Here is a 22,189-nt window from a genome sequence, read left to right on the forward strand (position 1 = left end):
ATGAATGATTATCAACAGTTTTTAGCACTTATAAAGACTGCTAAGCGAAAACTTTATCTTAAACATTTTTTAAATTTTATCCAACGATGGTGTTTAATTGCAGGCAGTTCCATGTTCTTAGTTGTCGTATTAGCTAGATTCGTGGTTGTTACACATCTAACCGATATTTTAGGAATCATTGCTTTTATTTCACTAATTATTGTTACCGCAATCTCTCTTATAAAACGGCCATCGCTTCGTGATGCAGCGCGTTACTTTGATGAGTTTGTCCAGGAGGATCGTGTAAAAACAGCACTTCACTTTTTGCAAAGAGATGATCCATTAAGCCAATTACAGCGAAAAGACGCTATTTCACATATGAAAAATCAAATCCCAGCACTTCAAGCTGCTAAGCAGAAGTTATTCAACTCTGGGCACCTATTAATCATAGGCTTATTGAGTTTATTCATTGTAGCTGCGTTTATATTTCCGGCTGAATCCATGAATCTGGCAATAGAAAAAGAGAAAGAACAAGAGATCGTTAAAGAGACGAGAGAAGCTATAAAAGAATTAGCATCAACTGAGAAACAAGATAGAGTAAAAGATTTACAAGAACAGACGGACAAAATAAAAGAGAGTGAAGAACTATTAAAGAAATTACTCCAGGAAGAAACAACACTTGAAAAAGATAAGCAGGACGCAATGAAAAAAGCGCAATTATTAAAGGAAATGGCACAAGAAGCATTGAGCCTTAATAAGTTAGCAGATGCATTTAAACAAGCTGATTCAGAAAATATGAAGCGTGCCTTAAAAGATATTATGCAAAATAATGTGTCTACTCTAACCCCTGAACAACAAAAAGCATTAGAAGATTTAATATCTAACTTACTGAATGAGGATATTCAGCAATTGAATGAGCTGACCGATGAGCAATTGGAAGAATTACTAGCTAAACTGGAAAATGAATTGGAAAGTCTTATAAATAGTGTGAACGCCTTGGGGAAAATTGCATCTCTACAGCAACAAATTCAGGATATTGCTACGAAGCTTCATAAAAATATGAACGATAATGGAATGACAAGTACAACAGAGCTAGCCTTTAGTCCACAGAGTAAATCTAGTAACCCGAGTCAAACGAATGGGGAGAACGATGATAGTAATGAAGACAATGGGCAAAATGCTGATACAGGAAATGGAACTGGAGAAAGCAGTAGTTCAAGTAACAGCTCAAATGGTAGCTCAGGCTCTAGTTCAGGAAATGGAAAAGGTGGAAATGGCGGGGCTAATAATAGTGTGGGTTCTGGTGCCGGATTGGGTCAAGGCTCACGTAAGCTTACTATCCCAGAAAGAATAGATAGCGAGAAGTCAATTGAGAGTGATTTTGGGGAATTGGGAAAAGGGAGCAGCGAAATGCAAAAGACACCAGATGGGCTAATATTAAAGGGATCTGTTCGATCCTATGAGGGAGTTTATGGACAATATGCTGATTCCTATCGCAAAAGTGTTGACCGCCTACAATTACCAGCCTACTTAGAGGATGTAGTAAAGGATTATTTTAGTGATTTAAATCCGAGAGGGGAATAGGTTGTGCTAAATATCGAAACAAAAGAGAAGCAATTACAGGAAGTAGCTGAACAAATCAATGAACTAAAGCGTGAGATTGCAAGATTTATCGTCGGGCAACAAGCTATAATTGATCAAGTACTTTGGGCAATTTTCTCGGGAGGGCATGCTTTGCTAGAAGGATTGCCTGGTCTTGGTAAAACAATGCTTGTGCGAACAGTATCAGAAGTAATCGATTTAAAATTTTCTCGAATTCAATTTACACCTGACTTAATGCCATCCGATATTACGGGGACAATGCTTATCGAACCTACTGAGGATGGTAAAAGACAAGCGTTTACTTTTCATAAAGGACCGGTATTCTCAAATATTATATTAGCGGATGAAATTAACCGAGCAACACCGAAGACTCAAAGCGCACTATTGGAGGCAATGGGGGAAAAAACCGTATCTGTAATGGGCGAAACGAAGCAGCTACCAGAACCCTTTTTTGTTCTGGCTACTCAGAATCCACTAGATTTAGAAGGAACCTATCCTTTACCCGAAGCACAGATGGACCGTTTTCTGATGAAACTATACGTCGAGTATCCTTCAAAAGAAGAATTAAAGCAAATTGTCCATCTTACAACAGGAACGGAAGTAACAAAGGTGCGTAAAGTAATCGACAGAAATAGAATCATCGAAATTCAAAATCTAGGAAAAGAAATACTCATATCAGAGGAAATGATTGATTACGCGATAGCATTAATAATGGCAACACATCCAGATGAGCAACAAGCACCTGAATCAGTCAAAAAATATGTACGTTATGGCTCTGGGCCACGTGGGTTACAAGCCTTAATTAAGATTGCAAAGGTTCGTGCACTTTGTGCTGGACGATATCATGTATCAACTGGTGATATTAAGCAAGCAGCAAAACCGGTACTTCGTCATCGCCTTTTTATGAATTTCGAAGGGGAAGCTAATGGCTTCACGAGTGACCAAATAATGGAAGATATACTTGCTTCCATTGGAGAATCTTGACGATGAAAGAGCTACTAACTAGTACATTAATGTATCGCTTGCCAATGTACCGCTTGCAATCTAAAACTATGAAAAGGGGACATCATAAAGGGACTCGACGATCTAATAGGCTGGGTACTTCTCTAGAGTTTTCTGATTTTCGTCCATATCAGCCTGGTGATGATCTGCGACAAATTGATTGGAATGTTTTTGCTCGAACAAATAAGCACTACATTAAACGTTTCCTAGATGAACAGGAGTTAGTTGTGTCCATCTATCTTGATTGTACGAAGTCGATGGCTGTTCTTCCGAATAAGTGGGCTTTTGCTAAAGCAATTGCCGCTTCACTGGGGTATATGTCACTTTGTGCGGATGATCGAGTTGGCATATTCCCTATCGGTGCACCAAATCATCCTTTTACATATAAAAAGGGACGAGCATTCGCAAATCGCTTTGTTCAATATGCCGAAAAGATACAATCAAGCAATACGAGTAATAGCTTTTCTAAATCTCTACAAAAAATGATACAACCGAAATCTAGTTTTTCAATATTAATCAGTGATTTATTGGAACCGTACGACTTAATAGAAAATGCCTTAAAGAAATTACAAGCCTACAAACAAGAGTTATATGTTGTTCAAATCCTTTCACATGAGGAGATACGACCAGTTTACCAAGGGGATTTACAATTAATTGATAGCGAGACTAGTGAAACGATTCATGTAACCATGAGTACAGCGGTAAAAAACAGCTATCAACAGCGCTTATCAAGTCACACAGAGTTAATTCAAAAGTTATGCTATGAACGGGGCATCCATTTTATCCAATGTAAGACAGATGATTCCTTAGAAGACATCATTTGTGGTCAATTGATTGCAAAAGGGTGGATCCAGGTGAGGTGATTCCATGCAATTTATAGCTCCAATATATTTCCTACTTAGTATATTTTTAGTTATTACTGTCTTGTTTTACTTATTCCGTAAACAGTATGAAAATCAAATAATTCCATCAACTCTCTTATGGCAGCAGGTAATGCGCGAATGGCAGGCTACAAAATGGTGGAAAAAGCTACAAAACCATATTCTGCTATATTTACAGCTTCTCATATTATTCCTATTAATGCTTTCCATTACTAGGCCGTTTTGGTCATATCTTGAACTGTCAGGGGAGCATATTGTAGTGGTATTAGATAGCTCCGCTTCGATGACAACAGAGGAAGGTGACTTAACTCGCCTTGATTTAGCAAAGAATGAATTATTAAACCTCATTGATCACTTAGATAACCAGAGATTAAGCATTATTCTTGCTGAAGACGTACCTAAAATATTGCTAGCTAATGAAACGTCAAAGCAAAAGATGGAATCAATGATAAGTGAAGTCACTTCCAGCTATCAACACGCTGATGTTCGGAAGGCTATACAGGTAGCAAATCAATTACTTTCTGATACTACCGGGGAAATTCATGTTTTTTCAGATCGTGTAAATAAGGCCGATGTGAACGATCTTAATTTATCTCGAGATTTGATCGTCAACAATGTAGGGATAACTACAAAAAATATTTCATTACACAATTTTGGAGTAGCAGAAAAAGACGGTACCGTTCATGGGCTACTCACTATTTATAATGAAGATGAAGAAGAACAGCTTGTTCGGATTACGATAGAAAGTGAAGGAAAGATTATCCAAGAAATTCAAGACATAGTCGAACCAGGAAAGCTGCATCAACTTTCTCTTCCGGATTTGCCTGTTAAACCGTATTATAAAGCAATGATTACAACTGTAGATAATTATGAAGCTGATAATACTGCCATTGCATTTTTAGCTACAGAGTCAAAGCCATCGTTTTATTTAATTGGGGATATAAATCCATTTATCACGAAGGTATTAAATTACCTTAGCAATGATATCGTACAAATGAAATCCGATCAAGAAGGAATGGAGAAGAACGGAATATTTATAGTCGAACAATTACCAGAAAAGGAATGGCCTAATGGACCATTATTCATTCTATCACCACTGACTGGAGGAACTTTTCAGGTTGCCGAAAAGAAAGAATTAACTATCCGTCCTCAAGTGGTCAAACAGGATCCAATCTTTCAATTTGTTAATATGGATGAGGTCTATATCCAATCAAGTGCGTCTTATCAAGATGAGGAGTTTGACACCATCCTTACAAGTGGAGATATTCCCTTGATCAGTAAAGGAAACTACCAAGGCAATCCAATTGTTTTTCTTGGATTTGACATTGCAGATACGGATTGGCCACTACATGCAAGCTTTCCTATTTTTCTATATAATGTTATGAACTATTTAACAGAAAATCAGGAGACGCTTGGGTACGTAAAACCGCTGGAACCTGTTGAATTTTCTCACAGTGCAGTTGGGACAGAAAGTAAGATTGTTACGGAAGAAGGGAAAAAAGTTACTTCCTTAGATATGAATAATAGTTTCTTTCAAGCCCCTAGATTTCCAGGTTTATATCGAGTTCTAGAGTACAATGGGAAATCGATATCGGAAAAGCTCTTTGCAGTATCTATTGACCAACAAGATAAATATATAAAGCCAAGTGAACGTTTTTCCATTCAATCCAAACATAATACGAATTCAAAAGACCAAAAAAACCCTAACGAAATTTGGCCGTGGCTAGTTTTTATTGCTTTCTTACTTTTACTACTTGAATGGGAGGTATATCGTCGTGGGATTTCAAATTGACAAGCCCTTATCCCTCCTGTTGTATATTCCAGTAATTTGTCTATTAATTCTATATTGGAGAACTGTTAAACTAACTTCAAAACTAGAAAAGCGAGCTATATTGACCGTAAGGGTTATCGTATTTACTCTCGTTATCTTTGCACTTTGTATGCCAAATATAACGTTTTCAGTTAAAGGTGTTACAACAGTTTTCGTAGTAGATCATTCTGAAAGCGTACGAAATCAAGAAGATATCATGTTTGGGGCAATTGAAGAAGCAATTGAACACATGAATGAGGACGATCGTTTTGCGATTGTATCAGTTGCAGAGGAAGGACAAGTTTTACAAACGTTATCATCACGAGATAAAGGAATCCTAGCGCCTAAAGCACTCGAAAAAACCTCTTATACGAATTTAGAAGAAGGGCTTCAACTTGCTGCAAGTCTCCTTCCTTCAAATTCTAAAGGGAGAATAGTATTACTAAGTGACGGTAACGAAAATATGGGAGATGTGAAACGACAAGTAAATCTATTAAGCTCACAGGGAATATCAGTTGATGTCATCCCATTCTCTGTGTCCGTAGAACAAGATATCGTATTAGAAGATTTTCAAGTACCGGATAATCTATATTTAGGTGAAGAAGTCACGATGTCATTAGTACTGTCTAGCACTCATGATGCAACTAGTCGGGTACGAATTAGAAAAAATAATGAAGTTATTATTGATGAGCAAGTTTCTGTCAGACAAGGGAAAAATGCTTATACATTTGATTACTTCATTGATTCCACAGGAACACATAGCTTTCAAGTAGATGTTATCACGGAAGACGATAGTATCTTACAAAATAATGTTGGTTATGCCATCGCAAATGTAAAGGGGACACCGACTGTTCTTTTAGTTGAGGGCAAAGAGGGTGAAGGTAAAAATCTTGAACAAGTATTCCTATCCTCTAATTTACAAGTGGAGACGATTAAACCACACCTGCTTCCCACAGCACTTACTGGGTTACTAGATTTTGAAGCGATTATATTTAGTAATGTTTCAGCAACAGATGTGACAAGGGAACAGATGGAGGTTATCGAAAGTGCTGTAAAGGATTTTGGGATTGGGTTCATGATGACCGGTGGAAACCAGAGCTATGGTTTAGGTGGCTATTTTAAGACACCTATTGAAGATTTACTTCCTGTTGAAATGGATTTAAAAGGCAGAAAAGAGTTACCTTCCTTAGGGATGGTGATTGTTTTAGATCGTTCTGGAAGTATGGCAGGCTATAAGCTGGATTTAGCGAAGGAGGCTGCTGCTCGCTCTGTTGAACTACTAAGAGAAAAAGACACATTTGGGTTTATCGCCTTTGATGATCAACCTTGGCAAATTATAGATACAGATGTAATCGGTGAAAAAGAAAAAGCGTCAGAGAAGATTCGATCAATCATAGAGGGGGGAGGTACGGAGATTTTCCCAGCTTTACAACTAGCTTATGAACAGCTTGAACCACTTGAACTAAAACGGAAACATATCATTCTCTTAACCGATGGGCAATCTGCTACGAATAACGATTATTTCGAACTTATTAACGAGGGAATAGAGAACAATGTTACCTTATCAACGGTTGCTATTGGAAGTGATGCCGACCGAGGATTGTTAGAACAGCTTGCAGAGGAAGGCACTGGGCGATTTTATGATGTACAAGATGCCTCCACGATTCCTAGTATTCTTTCACGAGAGACAGTACTAACTACTAGAACCTACATCGAGGATAATCCTTTTTATCCAAGCTTCTTCGCTGGTACAAACTGGGATTTTATATTCCAGGAGGGAGTTCCAGAAATGAATGCCTATATCGCAACAGAGCCAAAACCAAGAGCGGAAAAGATCCTAGAAAGTGAAAAGGGTGATCCAATCCTTATCCGATGGCAATATGGTTTAGGCAACACAATAGCATGGACTACGGATGTCAGAGGAGAATGGGCAGGAAATTGGCCAGCATGGGAAAACTGGCCGATTCTATGGAATGAAGTATTATCGTGGACCTTGCCTTCATATCAACAACAATTGTACGCCATTGAGGAACAAATTAATGGTAGGGAAGTTACGTTAAAGGTAACCTCTGATGAAATAGAACTTCTACCACTTCATGTAAGCGTGGTTGATGAAAAAGGAAATGAGCTACAGTCGGAAATTCGTCCAACTGCACCAGGAGAACATGAGATTACTTTTAACGCTGATACTGGAGTTTATTTTATTAATTTATCTAAATTAGAGAACGGTCAAGTGACCAGTACCTATCAAACGAGCGTAGTTGTCCCTTATTCAAAAGAGTTCGCACTTGTAAGCGAAAATCAGCAGCTACTTCATGAAATAGCTGAACTGAGCAATGGAACAGTATTAAACAACCCAGGGGACGCCTTTCGCGACGTAGATCGTAAAACTAGTGGGAAGCAGCCTATATATATGCCATTGTTACTTATAGCCTTTTTGTTATTCTTTATAGAAATTGCTATTCGTAGGTTCGGAATACAACATCTTCTCGGCAGACTAATCAACTCTCGAGCTAAACCAGTAAAATCTATTGAAAATAAACAAGGGAAGAGTGGGCGAACATTCGAGCATTTGCGAAAGGCTACTGTAAAGAAACGCGAGAAGTCAGATACGCTGAAATCTATTGAAGATACTAGAAATATTCCAAAGAAAGATAGTAAAGAGAATAAACCAAATCAATCTAATAGCCCTCCAAAGACAAGTAAAGCTTCCTCAGACAAACATGAACGCATGAAACGACTCTTAGAGGCTAAAAATCGGAAAACAAAAGACTAATTCTACATCCCATCTACTGGTATTGTTCTTAGATGGGATTATTTTTTGTTCTCATTCATCTAAGTGGTTATAATTGTAACAATATTTAGTTCATAAGACCTATATACGATAAAACAAATAGTATCTTTGATATATTGACGAATACAAGTCCTCACGCCAAGCTATAAATAGAACTGGTAAAAAAGGAGTGTCATTCATTGCGCAAGTTATTTACAGTACTATGTATTAGTCTCTTATTCCTAACAGTAGCATGTAGCAAGGATTCTACTAAAAAAGAAGATGAAAAACCTAAAGTCACACAAAAAGAGGATATCGATAAGGATACTCTTAAACAAGAAAAAGGAACTGATTCAGAAGAATCTTCGTTCCAGGCGATACCTAATACTTTGGAAGATTTGAAGAATCAACCAGGCGGTACTTTAGTTGGGGAGCTTTCCCTGCAAAAGGAATTAGAAACAGATACAAATGAATTCATGTCACGTATTGATTCTGATTTACAGGCACAAATAAAAAAAATTACTAGTAATACAGATGATGCAAATGAAATCGTTATCGAAGTAATAAAATTGTTAGGTAGTCCTAATTATAAGGAAGCAATTGAAAAAGCTGAAGCATTCAAGCCTTCCTTTAAAGACCCTTATCTTCCAAATCCAAAAAAAGTGACCAAAGGAGAGAGCAAGGGAGAAATAGGAAAAGCAATCATTCTACTAGATGCAAGCTCAAGTATGCTCCTTAGTGTGAATGGTGAGGTCAAAATGGACATCGCAAAAGATGCTGTAAAACGTTTTGCTGATGTTATTGGACAAGAAAGTGACGTATCATTAGTTGTTTATGGACATAAAGGTTCTGAATCGAACACAGATAAAAAGCTTTCCTGTGAAGGAATTGAAGAGGTTTATCCTATGGGCAGCTATGATGCTGAAGAATTTGAGAAGTCATTAACAACATTTGAAAGTAAAGGTTGGACACCTCTAGCAGGTGCTATTAATAAAGCAACTAAAATGAGTAGTAAAATGGATGGACCGATTACAGTTTATATTGTTAGTGATGGTATTGAAACCTGTGATGGTGATCCCGTCAAAGAAGCTGAAAAGTTTGCGAACGAAAACAAAGAACGCACCGTTAATATCATTGGATTTAATGTCGACAAAAAAGCAGAAGAACAGTTAGTTGCAGTATCTGAAGCAGGTAATGGTAAATATTATTCAGCGAATAATGCTGATGAAATTCAGAAGACGATTGAATATGAGTGGTTACCTACGATGGCAGATCTTGTGTGGGCACATATGAAGGCTCCCGGTCCGTGGGAAGTCATTGCTGAGAGGGATCGATACGGGGAAGAGTATTGGAAAATAAGAAATCTCATCCAAAAGGAACACGACCGTATTCAAACTGCCATTAATATTCTCTATCAGGAGGATTTCGTAACCTCCGAGTTAGGTTCTACTATCAAGGATCGGATGTTGGAGAGGTATTCTGCTAGTATGGATATAAATAATGATTTACAATCTAAAAAAATAGAAGAAATAGATCAAGTAGTTAACGAGATCAAAGAGCGAGTAGACAATTGGACGAAAGAAATGGAAAGCATTAAAAATGAATAAGCTGCCTAAACAAAATATGCTAATGGAAAGTAAAAAAGCCTAGTTTCTCAATAAATCAAACTAGGCTTTTTAATGGATCCATAAACATTCTGGTCAATTTTTGAAATTGAATTGTTTTTTGAATCTATTATCATTACTTTTTTAAAATCGGTATCCATATTTCACTCTTGAACGTTGGGGAGGTAATATCTTTATTCTCATTCCACAGGATTTCTGGACCTTCTATTTGCTCATAATTTGAGGATGGAAACCATTCAGAATAAATCCGCCCCCATACGTCTTGAAGCGTATCTGGAAATGGACCGATCGCTTCAAATACAGCCCATGATGAAGCAGGGACTTCAAGGAGTGCTAGGTTATTAGGACACGCTTTAGTTGTTGCTACACCTATATAATGATCAAGCTCCCCATTTTCCTCCATTCTGCCTTCTGAAAAATTCGTGGATGCACTAAGAAGTCCCTTAGGCTCAACATTAGATAGCTCCTTTAGCTTATTTATCATTTCTCCATCTAATTCTTTCCACATAGCAGCAATTTCCGGATTAACTCCATTGAAAATGATAGGGACTCTTTTCTTCATACCGACAATGCGAAATGCCTCTTTTTCTTCAATTCGATAATTCATTTCACTTCCTCCTTTAATTGATAATTGGAAAGTCATTGGTGGGTATGCTTTCAGAGAATGACCATGATCTCTTGCTTCGGATGGCAATATCCCATGCAGGTTTTGAAAAGCTCGTGCAAAAGAGTCAGGTGAGCTGTAACCGTATTTAATTGCAATGTCAATGACCCTTACACTGGTATCCTTCAGATCAAATGCTGCAAGCGTAAGCCGTCTGCGACGGATGTATTCCGATAATGAAATACCAGCAAGGAAGGAAAACATCCTTTTAAAATGATATTCGGAGCAGAAAGCTCGCCTTGATATCTCTTTAAAGTCAATTTCATTCGTAAGATTTTCTTCGATAAACTCTAATGCGCCATTCATGTTTTTAAGCAAATCCATTGTATGACCTCCTTACCAAAAGAATAGCAGGAAATGAATGTATCTATCCGACTTTTGGTGCACAATTAAGTAGGGTTGCTCATAAGCAATATAGCATGTTATATCTAAATATAGTCGTTTTATGGAATATGTTATAATCAGAAACAGTTTTATTGAAATAATACCATACGGATTTCGTTTTAGTTGCAGTTACGACCAATACAGTTGACAGAGGATTTATCCATTGCTCTGCCATGGTACCAGGACAAAGAAGTACTATACTATTCTGAAGGAGAAGGTACCTTACCCTACGACATAACAACTATTGAAAGAATGTATAATTACCTAACAAAAAATGGTGAAGTCTATATAATCGAAATAAGAATAAGTGATCAATGGATTCCAATAGGTATGCGACATTATCTAATGAAATGATTCCAGTCGTAATCGGTCACAAAGAATTTAGAGGGAAAGGTGTAGGTAAACTTGTAATTAACCTTCTAATAAAAAGAGCAAAAGAACTAAACAGGAAGCAAATTAATGTACATAAGATATATTCTTATATGTTGCATCGAGAAAAATGTTTGAAAGTTTAGGCTTTAGAAAAACAGAAAACGGTTTGGACGAAAAAGGAAGAGAATACTCCAGCTACAAACTCATATTAGATTCATTAGGTAAGTAGAAGAGCAAATTATAATTAAAACTGTTCATGTTCATCTATATTAAAAGTTAATAGATGTTTACGAAACCAGAGATAGAAGCTTTACGATAATCAATATTTAGAGATTGTATATTATCCATTGGTATTACTACGAAGTGGGGAGACTTTTTATTTACAAATCTTTTTATATCTGTAATATCTTGGAGGAAGTACGCGTTGAAAACATTCATAGTACGACTAGATTGACAATTTCAAGTATACATAAATAATCACAAATCCCAAAAAACCCACAATGGAGGAGTATAATATTGTTGAATTTCTGATTGCTTCTCTGAAAATCTCCTTTATTGCGACCATAAAAATGATTGAAATGGCCAAGTTTATCATAGAAGCAAGTAATGTAGATATACTTCCATCAATAAATTGTCCTAGGAATGAACCTAAAGCAATCGGGAACGAAATAATAAGTATAACTAAAGCAAAAGTAATAATACCAAATCCTGCAAGAAATAATGGAGTAAAAACAATTATTCCTTCTGGTATGTTATGTAAAATAAGCGTTGTAAGCATTAGACTACCAAAATCTGTACCCATTGTTGAACCAAGCGCTACACCTACAGGAAAATTGTGAAAGGCAATGCTTAAAGTTAAAAGTACACCGGAACGAACAAAAATATCCTTTTGGTGACTATCCGTAATAATAATAATTTTATCCATGAATTGATGAATGTATTGTAAAAGTATTATGCCTATCGTAATTCCAATAGCAAGGTTAACCCATCCCCCGAGTTCAATGCTTTCTGGAATCATTTCAAGCAACAAGATCCCTAATATGAGTCCAGTACACAATGAATAAATAAAGCCAAATCCGCGTTCGACACCTTTTAACATCCAAGCTAGCCCACCACCAGCACCAATGCCAATAGCAGAAGCGAATGCACCAATAAACCATGTAGTAGCCATAATATCGCTCCTAAAAATAGATTGTCTTTAATTTTTATATTATTAAATCCAGCTGAATATACGGATTATTTAAAAGGTTGTTTGACAAATTATAAGAAACATAATAAAATATGAACATATACTAATATATACATATTAATAAAACGATATGCTTATTATTATTGTTCTTATTAAAGACCAATTTATATTTTGGATTTGAAAAGAAGGGAGCGAAAATATATGGAAAAGAACTTAGAGAATTTCGGAGTAAATAATAAAGACTTAGACGAAGAAACATTATTTGTTGTTTCACAAACATTTAAAGCACTAGGTGATCCTACAAGAATTCGAATTCTTAACCTACTGTTTCATAATGAATATTCTGTCAATGCAATTGCAGAAACTTTACACTTACAACAATCAACTGTATCTCATCAGTTACGATTTCTGAAAAATTTACGGTTGGTGAAATATCGTAGAGAGGGCACAACTTTATATTATTCACACGATGATGAACATGTTATGAATGTACTAAGACAAACAATAGAACACGCTTGTCATAATTAGTTTTGCTGAAAATGAATAGAATAGGTTCATGTAATAATAATCTTTGTTTTATATATTGTTATATGTTCATATATTAATTTTATCATTTTAACTATTGGAGGTTATATAATGGGACACGATCATGGACATAACCATACACATGGAGCAAATAAAAAAGCACTGTTGCTAAGTTTTATTATCATTACTGCATATATGATAATCGAGGCAATAGGCGGATTCATTACGAATAGTCTTGCGTTAATATCTGATGCAGGACATATGTTAAGTGACTCTATTGCACTTGGGGTTGGTTTATTAGCCTTTACACTTGGAGAAAAAGTGGCTAACTATAGTAAAACATATGGATATAAACGTTTTGAAATATTGGCTGCAGTATTTAATGGTGTAACACTCGTATTAATATCAATCTATATTTTCTACGAGGCGTATCACCGCTTTACAGAGCCTCCTGAAGTTGCCTCAACTGGAATGCTAATAATTGCTATTATCGGTTTATTAGTAAATGTATTTGTAGCATGGATTCTAATGAGAAACGGAGATACAGAAGAGAATTTGAACTTGCGTGCTGCATTTCTTCATGTACTAGGCGACTTACTTGGCTCAGTTGGAGCAATAGTTGCAGCATTGTTAATCATATTTTTTGGATGGGCTTGGGCAGATCCGCTAGCGAGTGTTCTTGTAGCAATTCTTGTATTAATAAGTGGATGGCGCGTTACTAAAGATGCTGTTCACATTTTAATGGAGGGTACCCCAAGAAATATAGAATTGGATTCTATTATTAGGACGATGGAAAATGTACCAGGTGTATTAAGTATTCATGACTTACATGTTTGGAGTATTACCAGTGGACAAAATGCACTTTCATGCCATGCGGTAGTGGATGAGAATTTATCTGTTTATGAAACACAAACAATATTACGAAAAATAGAGCATGAATTAGAGCACAAAGGAATAGGCCATGTGACCATTCAAATGGAAAATAATGACCATCCGCATGAGGATTCATTAATGTGTCATAATCATGAGCATGACCATAGGCATTAGAGTGGTGAATAGATTTATAATACTAAGTATTTAATTAAATCGAAGAAGTAAAAAAGACATCTCCCTTCCATTATTTTACGCAACTAATAATGGAAGGGAGATGTCTATATTTTATTTGAAACACAGCTTAATCCTTGTATATCTAATTCGATTTTGTTATTATTTCTTTAATTCAATAGGATTTCCTTCGGGGTCGGGTGCAATTCCCAACCGGCGGTGATGAGGCATGCCTCTAAGTCCGTGACCCGGATTCATAGTTAATATGAAAACGGTGGATTTGGTGAAATTCCAAAGCCGACAGTTAAAGTCTGGATGGGAGAAGGAAGAACAATTTGTCAATAATACTGTTTTTTGACGTTTGTTAGTTATGCTCTTTTTTCTCCCTTACCAATATAGGTAAGGGAGATTTGTTTGTTTGGAGATTCTTTAGCTGTTATTCATAGCGGTTTTAGAGGGAATTTTCTTGCTTCAGGCAACGATATTGAGATGCTTATGGCCATTTTGAGGTTGAGTATACGAGAAGCTTTGTAATTCAATAAGATTGTTTATTCACTATATCTAAATAAGCAATCCATTTAATATTTAAAGAAAGTATTTCATGAATCGAAAACTATAGCAATAGCTAGAAGATAATAAATGGAGTACCTCTCATTAGACATAAAAAACTCTTTATCATCTTGGTCATAAACAAGATGGATTACTAGTAGTACTAGTAGGAAATAACACTATCTTTCAAGAACCCCTTCGTTTAACCACCGAAGACCCCAAGGTGGAAAAAATCCGATTCGAATTAGTTTGGACTCGGAAATAAGAATTTCCAATGTCTGTAAATGTAGCTCAAGATCGCGTTACGAGCACAATAATTTTTCAAAAGGAGGAAATAATTTGAAAGGATTGGTGCAACTATTTTTCAAGAAAGTGTTATATCTATACTCCAGGAAGTTAAAATTAGAAAATTTATACCTTTATTGTAGAGGCTGGATCAGTGAGTGATGGTTTATTTCATCAATGAAAATGATTTTCACCAACTAGTTTCGTATGCTCCAAAAGTTATTAGTGGAAGAGATATTTTTCACTTTGACAGAGCAGCTGATCCGAAGCCAGTAAATTTAGGAGAACAACTACACCTATTAAGAACTAAACAGCTAGCTCGAGATATCAATACTACTGCAAAAGTACTAATACGGGAGGGAAGCGAAAAATGTTTACCGGAATTATTGAAGAATTAGGAACCGTTCAAAGGATAATCCCCCAAGGAAACACACTCGTCATAAATATAAAGGCAAAGAAGGTCTTAGAAGGGATACAGCTTGGAGATAGTATCTCCGTGAATGGTGTTTGCTTGACTGTAACAGAATTTAACCAAGATTCATTTCTTTTGGATGTGATGCCAGAAACGTTTCAAAGCACTTCTCTATCTATCCTAAAGCTAGGTTCACTAGTAAATCTAGAACGGGCCATTAGCTCCAATGGACGTTTTGGAGGTCACTTTGTTACGGGGCATATTGATACAGTAGGAGAAATTGTAAAGAGAAAACCAAGAGAAAATGCAATATATATTGATATTCGATATCCCAATCAATACAACCATCTATCCTTGTATAAAGGCTCTATAGCACTAGATGGTACTTCCTTAACTATATTTAGGACATCCAGTAATGAGTTAACCGTATCCATCATTCCTCATACCGCTAAGGAAAGTATCCTTGGTATGAAAAAGGTTGGGGACAAGGTTAATATTGAATTCGATATGATCGGTAAGTATGTACATTCCTTTTTTGAAAAGAAAGAACCACGCAATCATAAAAATAGTGTTTCCGTTGATTTTCTCAAAGATACCGGGTTCATGTAAATGAGAGATTCTTCTGTTTAAAACTAGGAAGGAGTAATAGATTTATGTTCCATAAAATAGAGGATGCATTAGAAGATTTAACGGCAGGAAAGGTTATTATTGTTTGTGATGATGAAGACCGTGAAAACGAAGGCGATTTTATAGGACTGGGTGAGTTTGCGACACCAGAGATGATTAACTTTATGGCAAAAGAGGGGAGAGGACTCATATGTGTTCCGATTTCTGAGTCGATTGCAGACAGATTTGAACTTGAGCCAATGGTAGAAGTTAACACAGAAAGTCATGAAACAGCCTTTACGGTTAGCATTGATCATATTGATTCCACAACAGGAATAAGTGCATTCGAAAGAGCTTTAACAGTACAAAAATTACTTGATGAAAAAACGCTTCCTAGTGATTTTAGACGGCCTGGACATATTTTCCCTATTGTGTCTAAGGCAGGTGGAGTATTAGAACGTGCTGGTCATACAGAAGCTGCAATTGATTTAGCTAAATTAGCTCATTCACATCCAGTAGGTGTAATTTGTGAGATCATGAATGATGATGGAACAATGGCACGAGTTGAAGATTTAAAAGAAGTTGCAAATAAGTTTGATTTAAAAATGATTACAATCAAAGCCTTGATTGAGTATCGACTCAAGCAGGACTAATATCAATCTCCTACCGAATAAGGGGATTGATAAGAGTTGTTAGGTTTAATAGAACAATTAGGACGTTAAATAATTTTCTAATGGAGTGAAATAGTATGATGGAAAATGTATTTGAAGGAAACTTAGTAGGTACAGGTCTAAAAATAGGAATTGTGGTTTCACGATTCAATGAGTTTATTACGAGCAAATTATTGGTTGGAGCAAAAGATGCACTAAAGAGACATGGTGTTCATGAGGATGATGTGACAATTGTATGGGTACCAGGTGCCTTTGAAATCCCACTTGCAGCAAAGAAATTAGCTGACAACGGTAGTTTTGACGCGATTATAACGTTAGGAACAGTGATAAGAGGTGCCACGCCACATTTTGAATATGTTAACAGCGAGGTAGCGAAAGGGATAGCAAATATAGCTATACAAAGTGGAGTCCCCATTATGTTTGGTGTACTGACAACAGAGTCAATCGAACAAGCTATAGAACGTGCAGGTACAAAAGCAGGAAATAAAGGCTACGAAGCAGCTGTTGGAGCAATAGAAATGGGTAATCTATATAAAAGCTTCAACTAAGGTTACTATATTTTCTGTGAACTACCAGGGGTGTTGATCGAAGATGCTTCAACATACAATTAAAAAACCATTCCTGAAACTAGTAGACAAGAATTAATCTATCGGGGGCTGCATATGGTGTAGAGCTATGCAGCCTTTCTTAACTTCAAAATTTGTTCATATAATATAGTTGAATGTGAGCATATTATTTAGTATAAACACGGTACTCTATATATAATAATAGACATTCCTTTCAAACTGTCTTTTCCTTATGCACAATTTAGATACATTAAATAAAGATAGGAGATAATTATGACATCAAAGACGAAACTAACAACATATAAATTTTATATAAATGGCGAGTGGAGAGAAAGTAGTTCTGGACAGACTATTGATATAGAGTCCCCGTATCTTACAGAAACCTTAGGTAAAATTCAATCGATATCGCAAGACGAGGTAGACGAAGTAATTCGTTCAGCTCATGCTGCTCAAAAAAAATGGGCAGAGGTTTCACTACAAGACCGTGCGAAGTACTTATATAAGTGGGCAAATGAGCTAATCAATATGCAAGATGAAATTGCAGATACTATTATGAAAGAAGTAGGTAAAGGTGCGAACGACGCAAAGAAAGAGGTAGTACGTACAGCTGATTTCATCCGTTACACAGTTGAGGAAGCACTTCATATGCATGGGGAAAGTATGATGGGTGACAGTTTTCCAGGTGGCTCTAAGTCAAAAATTGCGATAATTAACCGTGTGCCCCGTGGTGTTGTTCTAGCAATTTCTCCGTTTAATTATCCTGTAAACTTATCAGCTGCTAAACTAGCACCTGCATTAATGGCAGGTAACGCTGTTGTCTTTAAACCAGCTACACAGGGAGCAATAAGCGGGATCAAGATGATAGAAGCACTAGATAAAGCTGGACTACCAAAAGGTTTATTAGGACTAGTTACTGGACGTGGATCTGTAATTGGAGATTATTTAGTGGAACATAAAGGGATAAACATGATTTCTTTTACAGGGGGTACCAAAACCGGTGTACATCTTGCGAAAAAAGCTACTATGGTTCCTTTAGTTCTTGAACTTGGCGGAAAAGACCCCGGTATTGTAAGGGATGATGCCGATTTGCAGGAAGCTGCAAAGCATATTATTAGTGGAGCTTTTTCCTACTCTGGTCAGCGTTGCACAGCAATTAAACGTGTATTAGTTCATGAAAGTGTAGCTGATGAGCTTGTTTCCTTGTTAAAAGAACAAATTGAAACGTTATCTGTGGGCTCACCTGAAGAAAATAGTGTTATTGTCCCATTAATTAATAATAAATCAGCGGATTTTGTCCAAGGTTTACTAGATGATGCTATAGAAAAAGGGGCAACAGTAGTAACAGGTAATCGCAGAGAGGGTAACTTAATCTATCCAACACTTCTTGATCATGTAACTGGTGAAATGCAGGTTGCCTGGGAAGAACCATTTGGCCCAATTCTTCCAATTATACGAGTTACTTCTGATGAAGAAGCGATCCGCATCGCAAATGAATCAGAATTTGGCTTACAAGCAAGTATCTTTACTAAAGATATCAATCGAGCATTTGCCATCGCCAAACGTATTGAAGCAGGATCTGTTCAAATCAATGGTCGTACAGAGCGTGGACCAGACCATTTCCCATTCATCGGTGTAAAAGGATCGGGTATGGGAGCACAAGGTATTCGTAAAAGTCTAGAGTCAATGACACACGAAAAAGTAACCGTGCTAAATATCGTAGAAGAATAAAAAATCAGGGATCATTCCCTGATTTTTTTAATTGGAAACTATGACAAGTTTTCAAGTGTGTTGAATAGAAAGAAGAACAATCTTCTATCATGCGATTGTATAATTCTGGATATTTGAAATAGAAAACACCATTCATGTTCCATAGATACATCAATTAAATATTGTTCGAGTATAGACCTAACGAAAGATTTCATAAAGAAACCTTATAGCCCTTGCGAATTTATTTATTAAATCGCAAGGGCTTTTATTTACCTAATCACATTCTAACTGAAATAGAAGTTTAATGGTATTACCAAATATTAACTTTAATCAGTTATTAATATGTTATCATAATCTAAGATGTTGTGTATTTATTTAAATATTCGTACAATGCAGCAGTTTTGTTTGCAATTTCAAAAGGGCAACAAAACTGGATTATCTATGAATGGATTCATCAGCAAACATTTATTGAAAAGTTAGTTCAGTATAACTATAAAGAGTACTTGGGTGAAGAAACTCAACCAGGGATATTGTAATTTGGAAAGATGAAAGAGGTGTTACTCAACATGCAGCATATCATATTGATGAAGAATAATATTTTAATAAGGATGGACAAACGATGTTTAATCCTTGGAAGGTACTTTCAAAGGAGCAGCTGTACAACGAGTGGGGGCATCTAGTACCTGTGAAACATCGGAATATAATTGAAGATTTTAAGACAGTTATTACAAACAAATAGATAACTTAATATACCGTTACAGTTACGGTGTGTCTATTTATTTAAATTGTAAACACTCATGGGATGTGTGGTATGAAGTCTAAATATCTATCGACTTGGCAGATGCATTTATTGGGATTTGCTTTTGTTTATATGAGAAAATACATCTCATTTACCATATAGTCCCTAAAAATGGGGGAAATAATATGAGTCATTTTCAAAATAAAACAGCACTAATTACAGGAGCAAGCAGTGAAAGAGATATAGGTTCCGCTATTTGTCGCAAATTAGCCTCTCAAGCAATTAATATTTTTTTTACTCACTGGAATTCTGATGCTGGTTGGGTAAAGGATTTCCAACAAGAAATTGTAGAACTAGGGGTTAATTGTAAGGAAATGAATATTAATTTATCAGATGCTAATGCTGCATTAACAATACTTGATACCATTACCGATGAACTTGATTTCCCATCCATTTTGATTAATAATGCTGCCTATTCAACAAGCGATGGTTATTTGAAATTAGATGCAAGAACACTTGATGAGCATTATGCAGTTAATATGAGGTCAAATTTTCTACTATGTGTAGAGTTTGCACGTCGTTTTGAACAAACTTCTCTAAGCTCAGGTCGAATAATAAATATGACTTCTGGACAGGATTTAGCTCCTATGCCTGGAGAGTTAGCCTATGTAGCTACTAAAGGGGCTATTTCTGCTTTTACTAGGTCGTTATCACAAGAACTTGCTCCGTTGGGAATAACAGTTAATGCAGTAAATCCGGGTCCAACAGACTCAACATGGATGACAGATGAAATAAGAGAGTTTCTTCTACCAAAATTTCCAATGGGGCGTATTGGAACTCCAAATGACGTTGCGCGGATTATTGCTTTTCTGGCAAGTGAAGAAGCTGAGTGGATAACTGGGCAAATTATTCATTCCGAAGGTGGTTTTATGCGGAGGTAAAAAGATATATAGAAGATGAACCGATGCTGTGTCAATGGAGACAGCTTATTTGTCCCACTAAAGGTCGCAATACCTTATAAGAGAAACGCTGGTATAATTGGCGCTGCTCCTTAATATTTTAAAAACTTAAAAAAACTCTTGTCATAGACCATAGACTACCACTTGCTTGTGCATAAATTATTGGAGTTTCACTTTGTAGTGATCTGAACGGCTTCTAGTGGAGCACCGTGATTTAACAGCTGCATTGTGTAAACAGATAAGGATGAGAGTTTTATGATATTTGTGTATAAATCCCATCAATGTACTTACTGCCTCCTTACCCTTTACGACAACTAATTACTCACTTCCCAAATTTTTAGTATTAATAATACTTCGTGGAAGGGTATATTCGCGTGAACCAGGTGGGAATTAATGTTAAAGTTAAAATAAGTTATCTAAGTAAGGGCACAATTGTAGAACAAGGGTTAAAGTAAATGATAATTTTTTCGAAATAGTAGATAAAGGGGAGAGGTCTTTGACAATAGTTATAGAGAAGGCAGAAAATATTGATGCAGAGTCATTAGTAGAAATATATCATGATGCATACTCTGAAAATGAAAAATTAGGGCTTCCTGCGAGCGCTTCTAAGGTAAAGATTGATGAAGTACAGGACTGGCTACAGAATACTATTATATTGAAAGTAAAAGAAAACACTACAAATAACATAGTAGCAACTGTGAGGCTAAAATATAGTAAAGATTGGCAGTGTTATGTATTAAGTAGATTAGCTGTAAAATCAACACATAAAGGGAAAGGGCTTGCTACGAAATTAATGGAGTATACAGAATCGATGCTATCTAAGAAAGATGAAACTAAGATAAGGCTAACCGTCACCCAAACTCACCCATACTTACCGAAAATGTATGAGGGGAAGGGATATAGAATCGTTGGAGAGCGGATACTTAATAACCTCCCATATGATGAATATATTATGGAAAAACTTATTTAAATCTTATTATATTTATTTTAATAAATTAGATAATCCAAACCTATTTTTTTACGTTGGTGAGGAAAATGGGCAGCCTGTATCATATGGACGCAATTTAATATTAGATAAAAAGGTATGTTTTTTGAGTGATGAATTTACTTCAAATACCCATAGAGGTAAGGGAATGGCCAAAGCACTTTGTGGAAAAATACTTATGGATGCTGTGAGGGAAGGTGCAGTTAAGAGCGAACTTGCAACTACTTAAATGGGGTATCCTTAATCTATAAAAATGGGTTATCGAGATGTATAAAAATATAAGTTCTTAAGAACAAAATTAATTAAAAAGGAGTATCTTATGTGTAGAAATATTAGAACGTTATATAATTTCGATCCACCAGCTACCAATGAGGAGGTACATGCGGCATCTCTTCAATATATAAGAAAGATTACAGGTTTTAACAAACCCTCAAAAATTAACGAAGAAGCATTTAATCAGGCAATTAATGAAATAGCTAATGTTACTAGGAATTTATTGAATACATTAGAGACTAGTGCAGAACCTCGTAATCGAGAGGTAGAAGCTGAGCGTGCACGTATTAGAGCAGCTAAAAGATTTGGAACGAACTAATTACAGCTAAATAAAATTGATTATAAATAAATTGAAATACGAGATATTTTTAAACACATTAGTGGGATTTGGAGTATTTACTTGAAATAGAATGATGCAAGCGTACTTGCGTTATAATGTAATGATGCGGTATATTGAAAGTAACTCTAAGCCATAACTGGCTTCTTAGGCTGTCGAGAAAATCTCGATAGCCTTTTTTATATTCCGAATAATTCAGCAATATCATTTGTTATAATATGGATAATTAATTAATGCGTTGTAACAGTGT

The 22,189-nt window shown here is 36.1% G+C and carries 18 protein-coding genes, 1 pseudogene and 1 riboswitch; of the genes and pseudogenes, 17 read left to right on the forward strand and 2 right to left on the reverse strand.

Annotation, left to right across the window (positions count from 1 at the left end; all coding sequences use genetic code 11):
• The 6 genes from HNR27_RS13800 to HNR27_RS13825 all read left to right on the forward strand — a co-directional run bounded on the left by HNR27_RS13800 (window position 1) and on the right by HNR27_RS13825 (window position 9,654).
• Window positions 1-1,563: a hypothetical protein gene (locus HNR27_RS13800; RefSeq protein WP_429340175.1), complete on the forward strand. Its 1,563-nt coding sequence runs from the start codon at window positions 1-3 to the stop codon at window positions 1,561-1,563.
• A 3-nt stretch (window positions 1,564-1,566) separates the two neighbouring features.
• Window positions 1,567-2,565, forward strand: coding sequence for an AAA family ATPase (locus tag HNR27_RS13805; RefSeq protein ID WP_429340176.1), 999 nt, complete (start codon window positions 1,567-1,569; stop codon window positions 2,563-2,565).
• Window positions 2,566-2,567: 2 nt separating this feature from the next.
• Window positions 2,568-3,446: a DUF58 domain-containing protein gene (locus tag HNR27_RS13810; protein ID WP_429340177.1), complete on the forward strand. Its 879-nt coding sequence runs from the start codon at window positions 2,568-2,570 to the stop codon at window positions 3,444-3,446.
• A 4-nt stretch (window positions 3,447-3,450) separates the two neighbouring features.
• Window positions 3,451-5,256, forward strand: coding sequence for a vWA domain-containing protein (locus HNR27_RS13815; RefSeq protein ID WP_429340178.1), 1,806 nt, complete (start codon window positions 3,451-3,453; stop codon window positions 5,254-5,256).
• Window positions 5,240-8,050, forward strand: a complete 2,811-nt coding sequence (locus HNR27_RS13820; RefSeq protein ID WP_429340179.1) for a VWA domain-containing protein — start codon at window positions 5,240-5,242, stop codon at window positions 8,048-8,050. Before HNR27_RS13815 ends, HNR27_RS13820 begins: the two co-directional genes overlap by 17 nt.
• A gap of 197 nt (window positions 8,051-8,247) precedes the next feature.
• Window positions 8,248-9,654 (forward strand): vWA domain-containing protein, encoded by a 1,407-nt coding sequence (locus tag HNR27_RS13825; protein WP_429340180.1) that lies wholly within the window; start codon window positions 8,248-8,250, stop codon window positions 9,652-9,654.
• Between the two features lie 133 nt (window positions 9,655-9,787).
• Here HNR27_RS13825 and HNR27_RS13830 read toward each other — a convergent pair whose 3' ends face one another.
• On the reverse strand, window positions 9,788-10,660 hold the full coding sequence (locus HNR27_RS13830) for an AraC family transcriptional regulator (RefSeq protein WP_429340181.1): 873 nt from the start codon (window positions 10,658-10,660) through the stop codon (window positions 9,788-9,790).
• Window positions 10,661-11,537: 877 nt separating this feature from the next.
• Entirely contained in the window at window positions 11,538-12,263 is a 726-nt protein-coding gene (locus HNR27_RS13835; RefSeq protein ID WP_429340182.1) for a ZIP family metal transporter, read from the reverse strand.
• Window positions 12,264-12,482: 219 nt separating this feature from the next.
• Between HNR27_RS13835 and HNR27_RS13840 the strand changes: the two genes are divergently transcribed.
• The 11 genes and pseudogenes from HNR27_RS13840 to HNR27_RS13890 all read left to right on the forward strand — a co-directional run bounded on the left by HNR27_RS13840 (window position 12,483) and on the right by HNR27_RS13890 (window position 21,921).
• Entirely contained in the window at window positions 12,483-12,809 is a 327-nt protein-coding gene (locus tag HNR27_RS13840; RefSeq protein ID WP_429340183.1) for an ArsR/SmtB family transcription factor, read from the forward strand.
• Window positions 12,810-12,917: 108 nt separating this feature from the next.
• Window positions 12,918-13,853: a cation diffusion facilitator family transporter gene (locus HNR27_RS13845; protein ID WP_429340184.1), complete on the forward strand. Its 936-nt coding sequence runs from the start codon at window positions 12,918-12,920 to the stop codon at window positions 13,851-13,853.
• A 179-nt stretch (window positions 13,854-14,032) separates the two neighbouring features.
• Window positions 14,033-14,181: riboswitch (FMN riboswitch) on the forward strand.
• 664 nt (window positions 14,182-14,845) lie between these two features.
• Complete coding sequence (locus tag HNR27_RS13850; RefSeq protein ID WP_429340185.1) at window positions 14,846-15,082, forward strand: hypothetical protein; 237 nt, start codon at window positions 14,846-14,848, stop codon at window positions 15,080-15,082.
• The gene (gene ribE / locus HNR27_RS13855; RefSeq protein WP_429340186.1) at window positions 15,055-15,705 is read left to right on the forward strand and encodes a riboflavin synthase; all 651 of its coding nucleotides are present in this window, start codon (window positions 15,055-15,057) and stop codon (window positions 15,703-15,705) included. Before HNR27_RS13850 ends, ribE begins: the two co-directional genes overlap by 28 nt.
• 44 nt (window positions 15,706-15,749) lie before the next feature.
• A pseudogene (gene ribB, locus HNR27_RS13860) lies at window positions 15,750-16,352 on the forward strand (3,4-dihydroxy-2-butanone-4-phosphate synthase); the annotation flags it as partial.
• Window positions 16,353-16,453: 101 nt separating this feature from the next.
• The gene (ribH, locus tag HNR27_RS13865) at window positions 16,454-16,921 is read left to right on the forward strand and encodes a 6,7-dimethyl-8-ribityllumazine synthase (RefSeq protein ID WP_429340199.1); all 468 of its coding nucleotides are present in this window, start codon (window positions 16,454-16,456) and stop codon (window positions 16,919-16,921) included.
• A gap of 291 nt (window positions 16,922-17,212) precedes the next feature.
• Window positions 17,213-18,667, forward strand: coding sequence for an NADP-dependent glyceraldehyde-3-phosphate dehydrogenase (locus tag HNR27_RS13870; protein ID WP_429340187.1), 1,455 nt, complete (start codon window positions 17,213-17,215; stop codon window positions 18,665-18,667).
• A 903-nt stretch (window positions 18,668-19,570) separates the two neighbouring features.
• Window positions 19,571-20,326 (forward strand): SDR family oxidoreductase, encoded by a 756-nt coding sequence (locus tag HNR27_RS13875; RefSeq protein WP_429340188.1) that lies wholly within the window; start codon window positions 19,571-19,573, stop codon window positions 20,324-20,326.
• Between the two features lie 514 nt (window positions 20,327-20,840).
• Window positions 20,841-21,314: a GNAT family N-acetyltransferase gene (locus tag HNR27_RS13880; protein ID WP_429340189.1), complete on the forward strand. Its 474-nt coding sequence runs from the start codon at window positions 20,841-20,843 to the stop codon at window positions 21,312-21,314.
• Window positions 21,283-21,558, forward strand: coding sequence for a GNAT family N-acetyltransferase (locus HNR27_RS13885; RefSeq protein ID WP_429340190.1), 276 nt, complete (start codon window positions 21,283-21,285; stop codon window positions 21,556-21,558). The genes HNR27_RS13880 and HNR27_RS13885 overlap by 32 nt, the downstream gene beginning before the upstream one ends.
• 90 nt (window positions 21,559-21,648) lie before the next feature.
• Complete coding sequence (locus HNR27_RS13890; protein ID WP_429340191.1) at window positions 21,649-21,921, forward strand: DUF2277 domain-containing protein; 273 nt, start codon at window positions 21,649-21,651, stop codon at window positions 21,919-21,921.
• The last annotated feature ends 268 nt before the right edge of the window (window positions 21,922-22,189 follow it).

The organism is Ornithinibacillus bavariensis, from assembly GCF_050433565.1.
GTDB lineage: Bacteria > Bacillota > Bacilli > Bacillales > Amphibacillaceae > Ornithinibacillus > Ornithinibacillus bavariensis.

Bases quoted from the DNA above. Each gene is read 5' to 3' on its own strand.
- HNR27_RS13800 (WP_429340175.1), top strand. From the start codon at position 1: ATGAATGATTATCAACAGTTTTTAGCACTTATAAAGACTGCTAAGCGA.
- HNR27_RS13810 (WP_429340177.1), top strand. From the start codon at position 2,568: ATGAAAGAGCTACTAACTAGTACATTAATGTATCGCTTGCCAATGTAC.
- HNR27_RS13815 (WP_429340178.1), top strand. From the start codon at position 3,451: ATGCAATTTATAGCTCCAATATATTTCCTACTTAGTATATTTTTAGTT.
- HNR27_RS13830 (WP_429340181.1), bottom strand. From the start codon at position 10,660: ATGGATTTGCTTAAAAACATGAATGGCGCATTAGAGTTTATCGAAGAA.
- HNR27_RS13835 (WP_429340182.1), bottom strand. From the start codon at position 12,263: ATGGCTACTACATGGTTTATTGGTGCATTCGCTTCTGCTATTGGCATT.
- HNR27_RS13840 (WP_429340183.1), top strand. From the start codon at position 12,483: ATGGAAAAGAACTTAGAGAATTTCGGAGTAAATAATAAAGACTTAGAC.
- HNR27_RS13845 (WP_429340184.1), top strand. From the start codon at position 12,918: ATGGGACACGATCATGGACATAACCATACACATGGAGCAAATAAAAAA.
- HNR27_RS13850 (WP_429340185.1), top strand. From the start codon at position 14,846: ATGGTTTATTTCATCAATGAAAATGATTTTCACCAACTAGTTTCGTAT.
- ribE (WP_429340186.1), top strand. From the start codon at position 15,055: ATGTTTACCGGAATTATTGAAGAATTAGGAACCGTTCAAAGGATAATC.
- ribH (WP_429340199.1), top strand. From the start codon at position 16,454: ATGGAAAATGTATTTGAAGGAAACTTAGTAGGTACAGGTCTAAAAATA.
- HNR27_RS13870 (WP_429340187.1), top strand. From the start codon at position 17,213: ATGACATCAAAGACGAAACTAACAACATATAAATTTTATATAAATGGC.
- HNR27_RS13875 (WP_429340188.1), top strand. From the start codon at position 19,571: ATGAGTCATTTTCAAAATAAAACAGCACTAATTACAGGAGCAAGCAGT.
- HNR27_RS13885 (WP_429340190.1), top strand. From the start codon at position 21,283: ATGATGAATATATTATGGAAAAACTTATTTAAATCTTATTATATTTAT.
- HNR27_RS13890 (WP_429340191.1), top strand. From the start codon at position 21,649: ATGTGTAGAAATATTAGAACGTTATATAATTTCGATCCACCAGCTACC.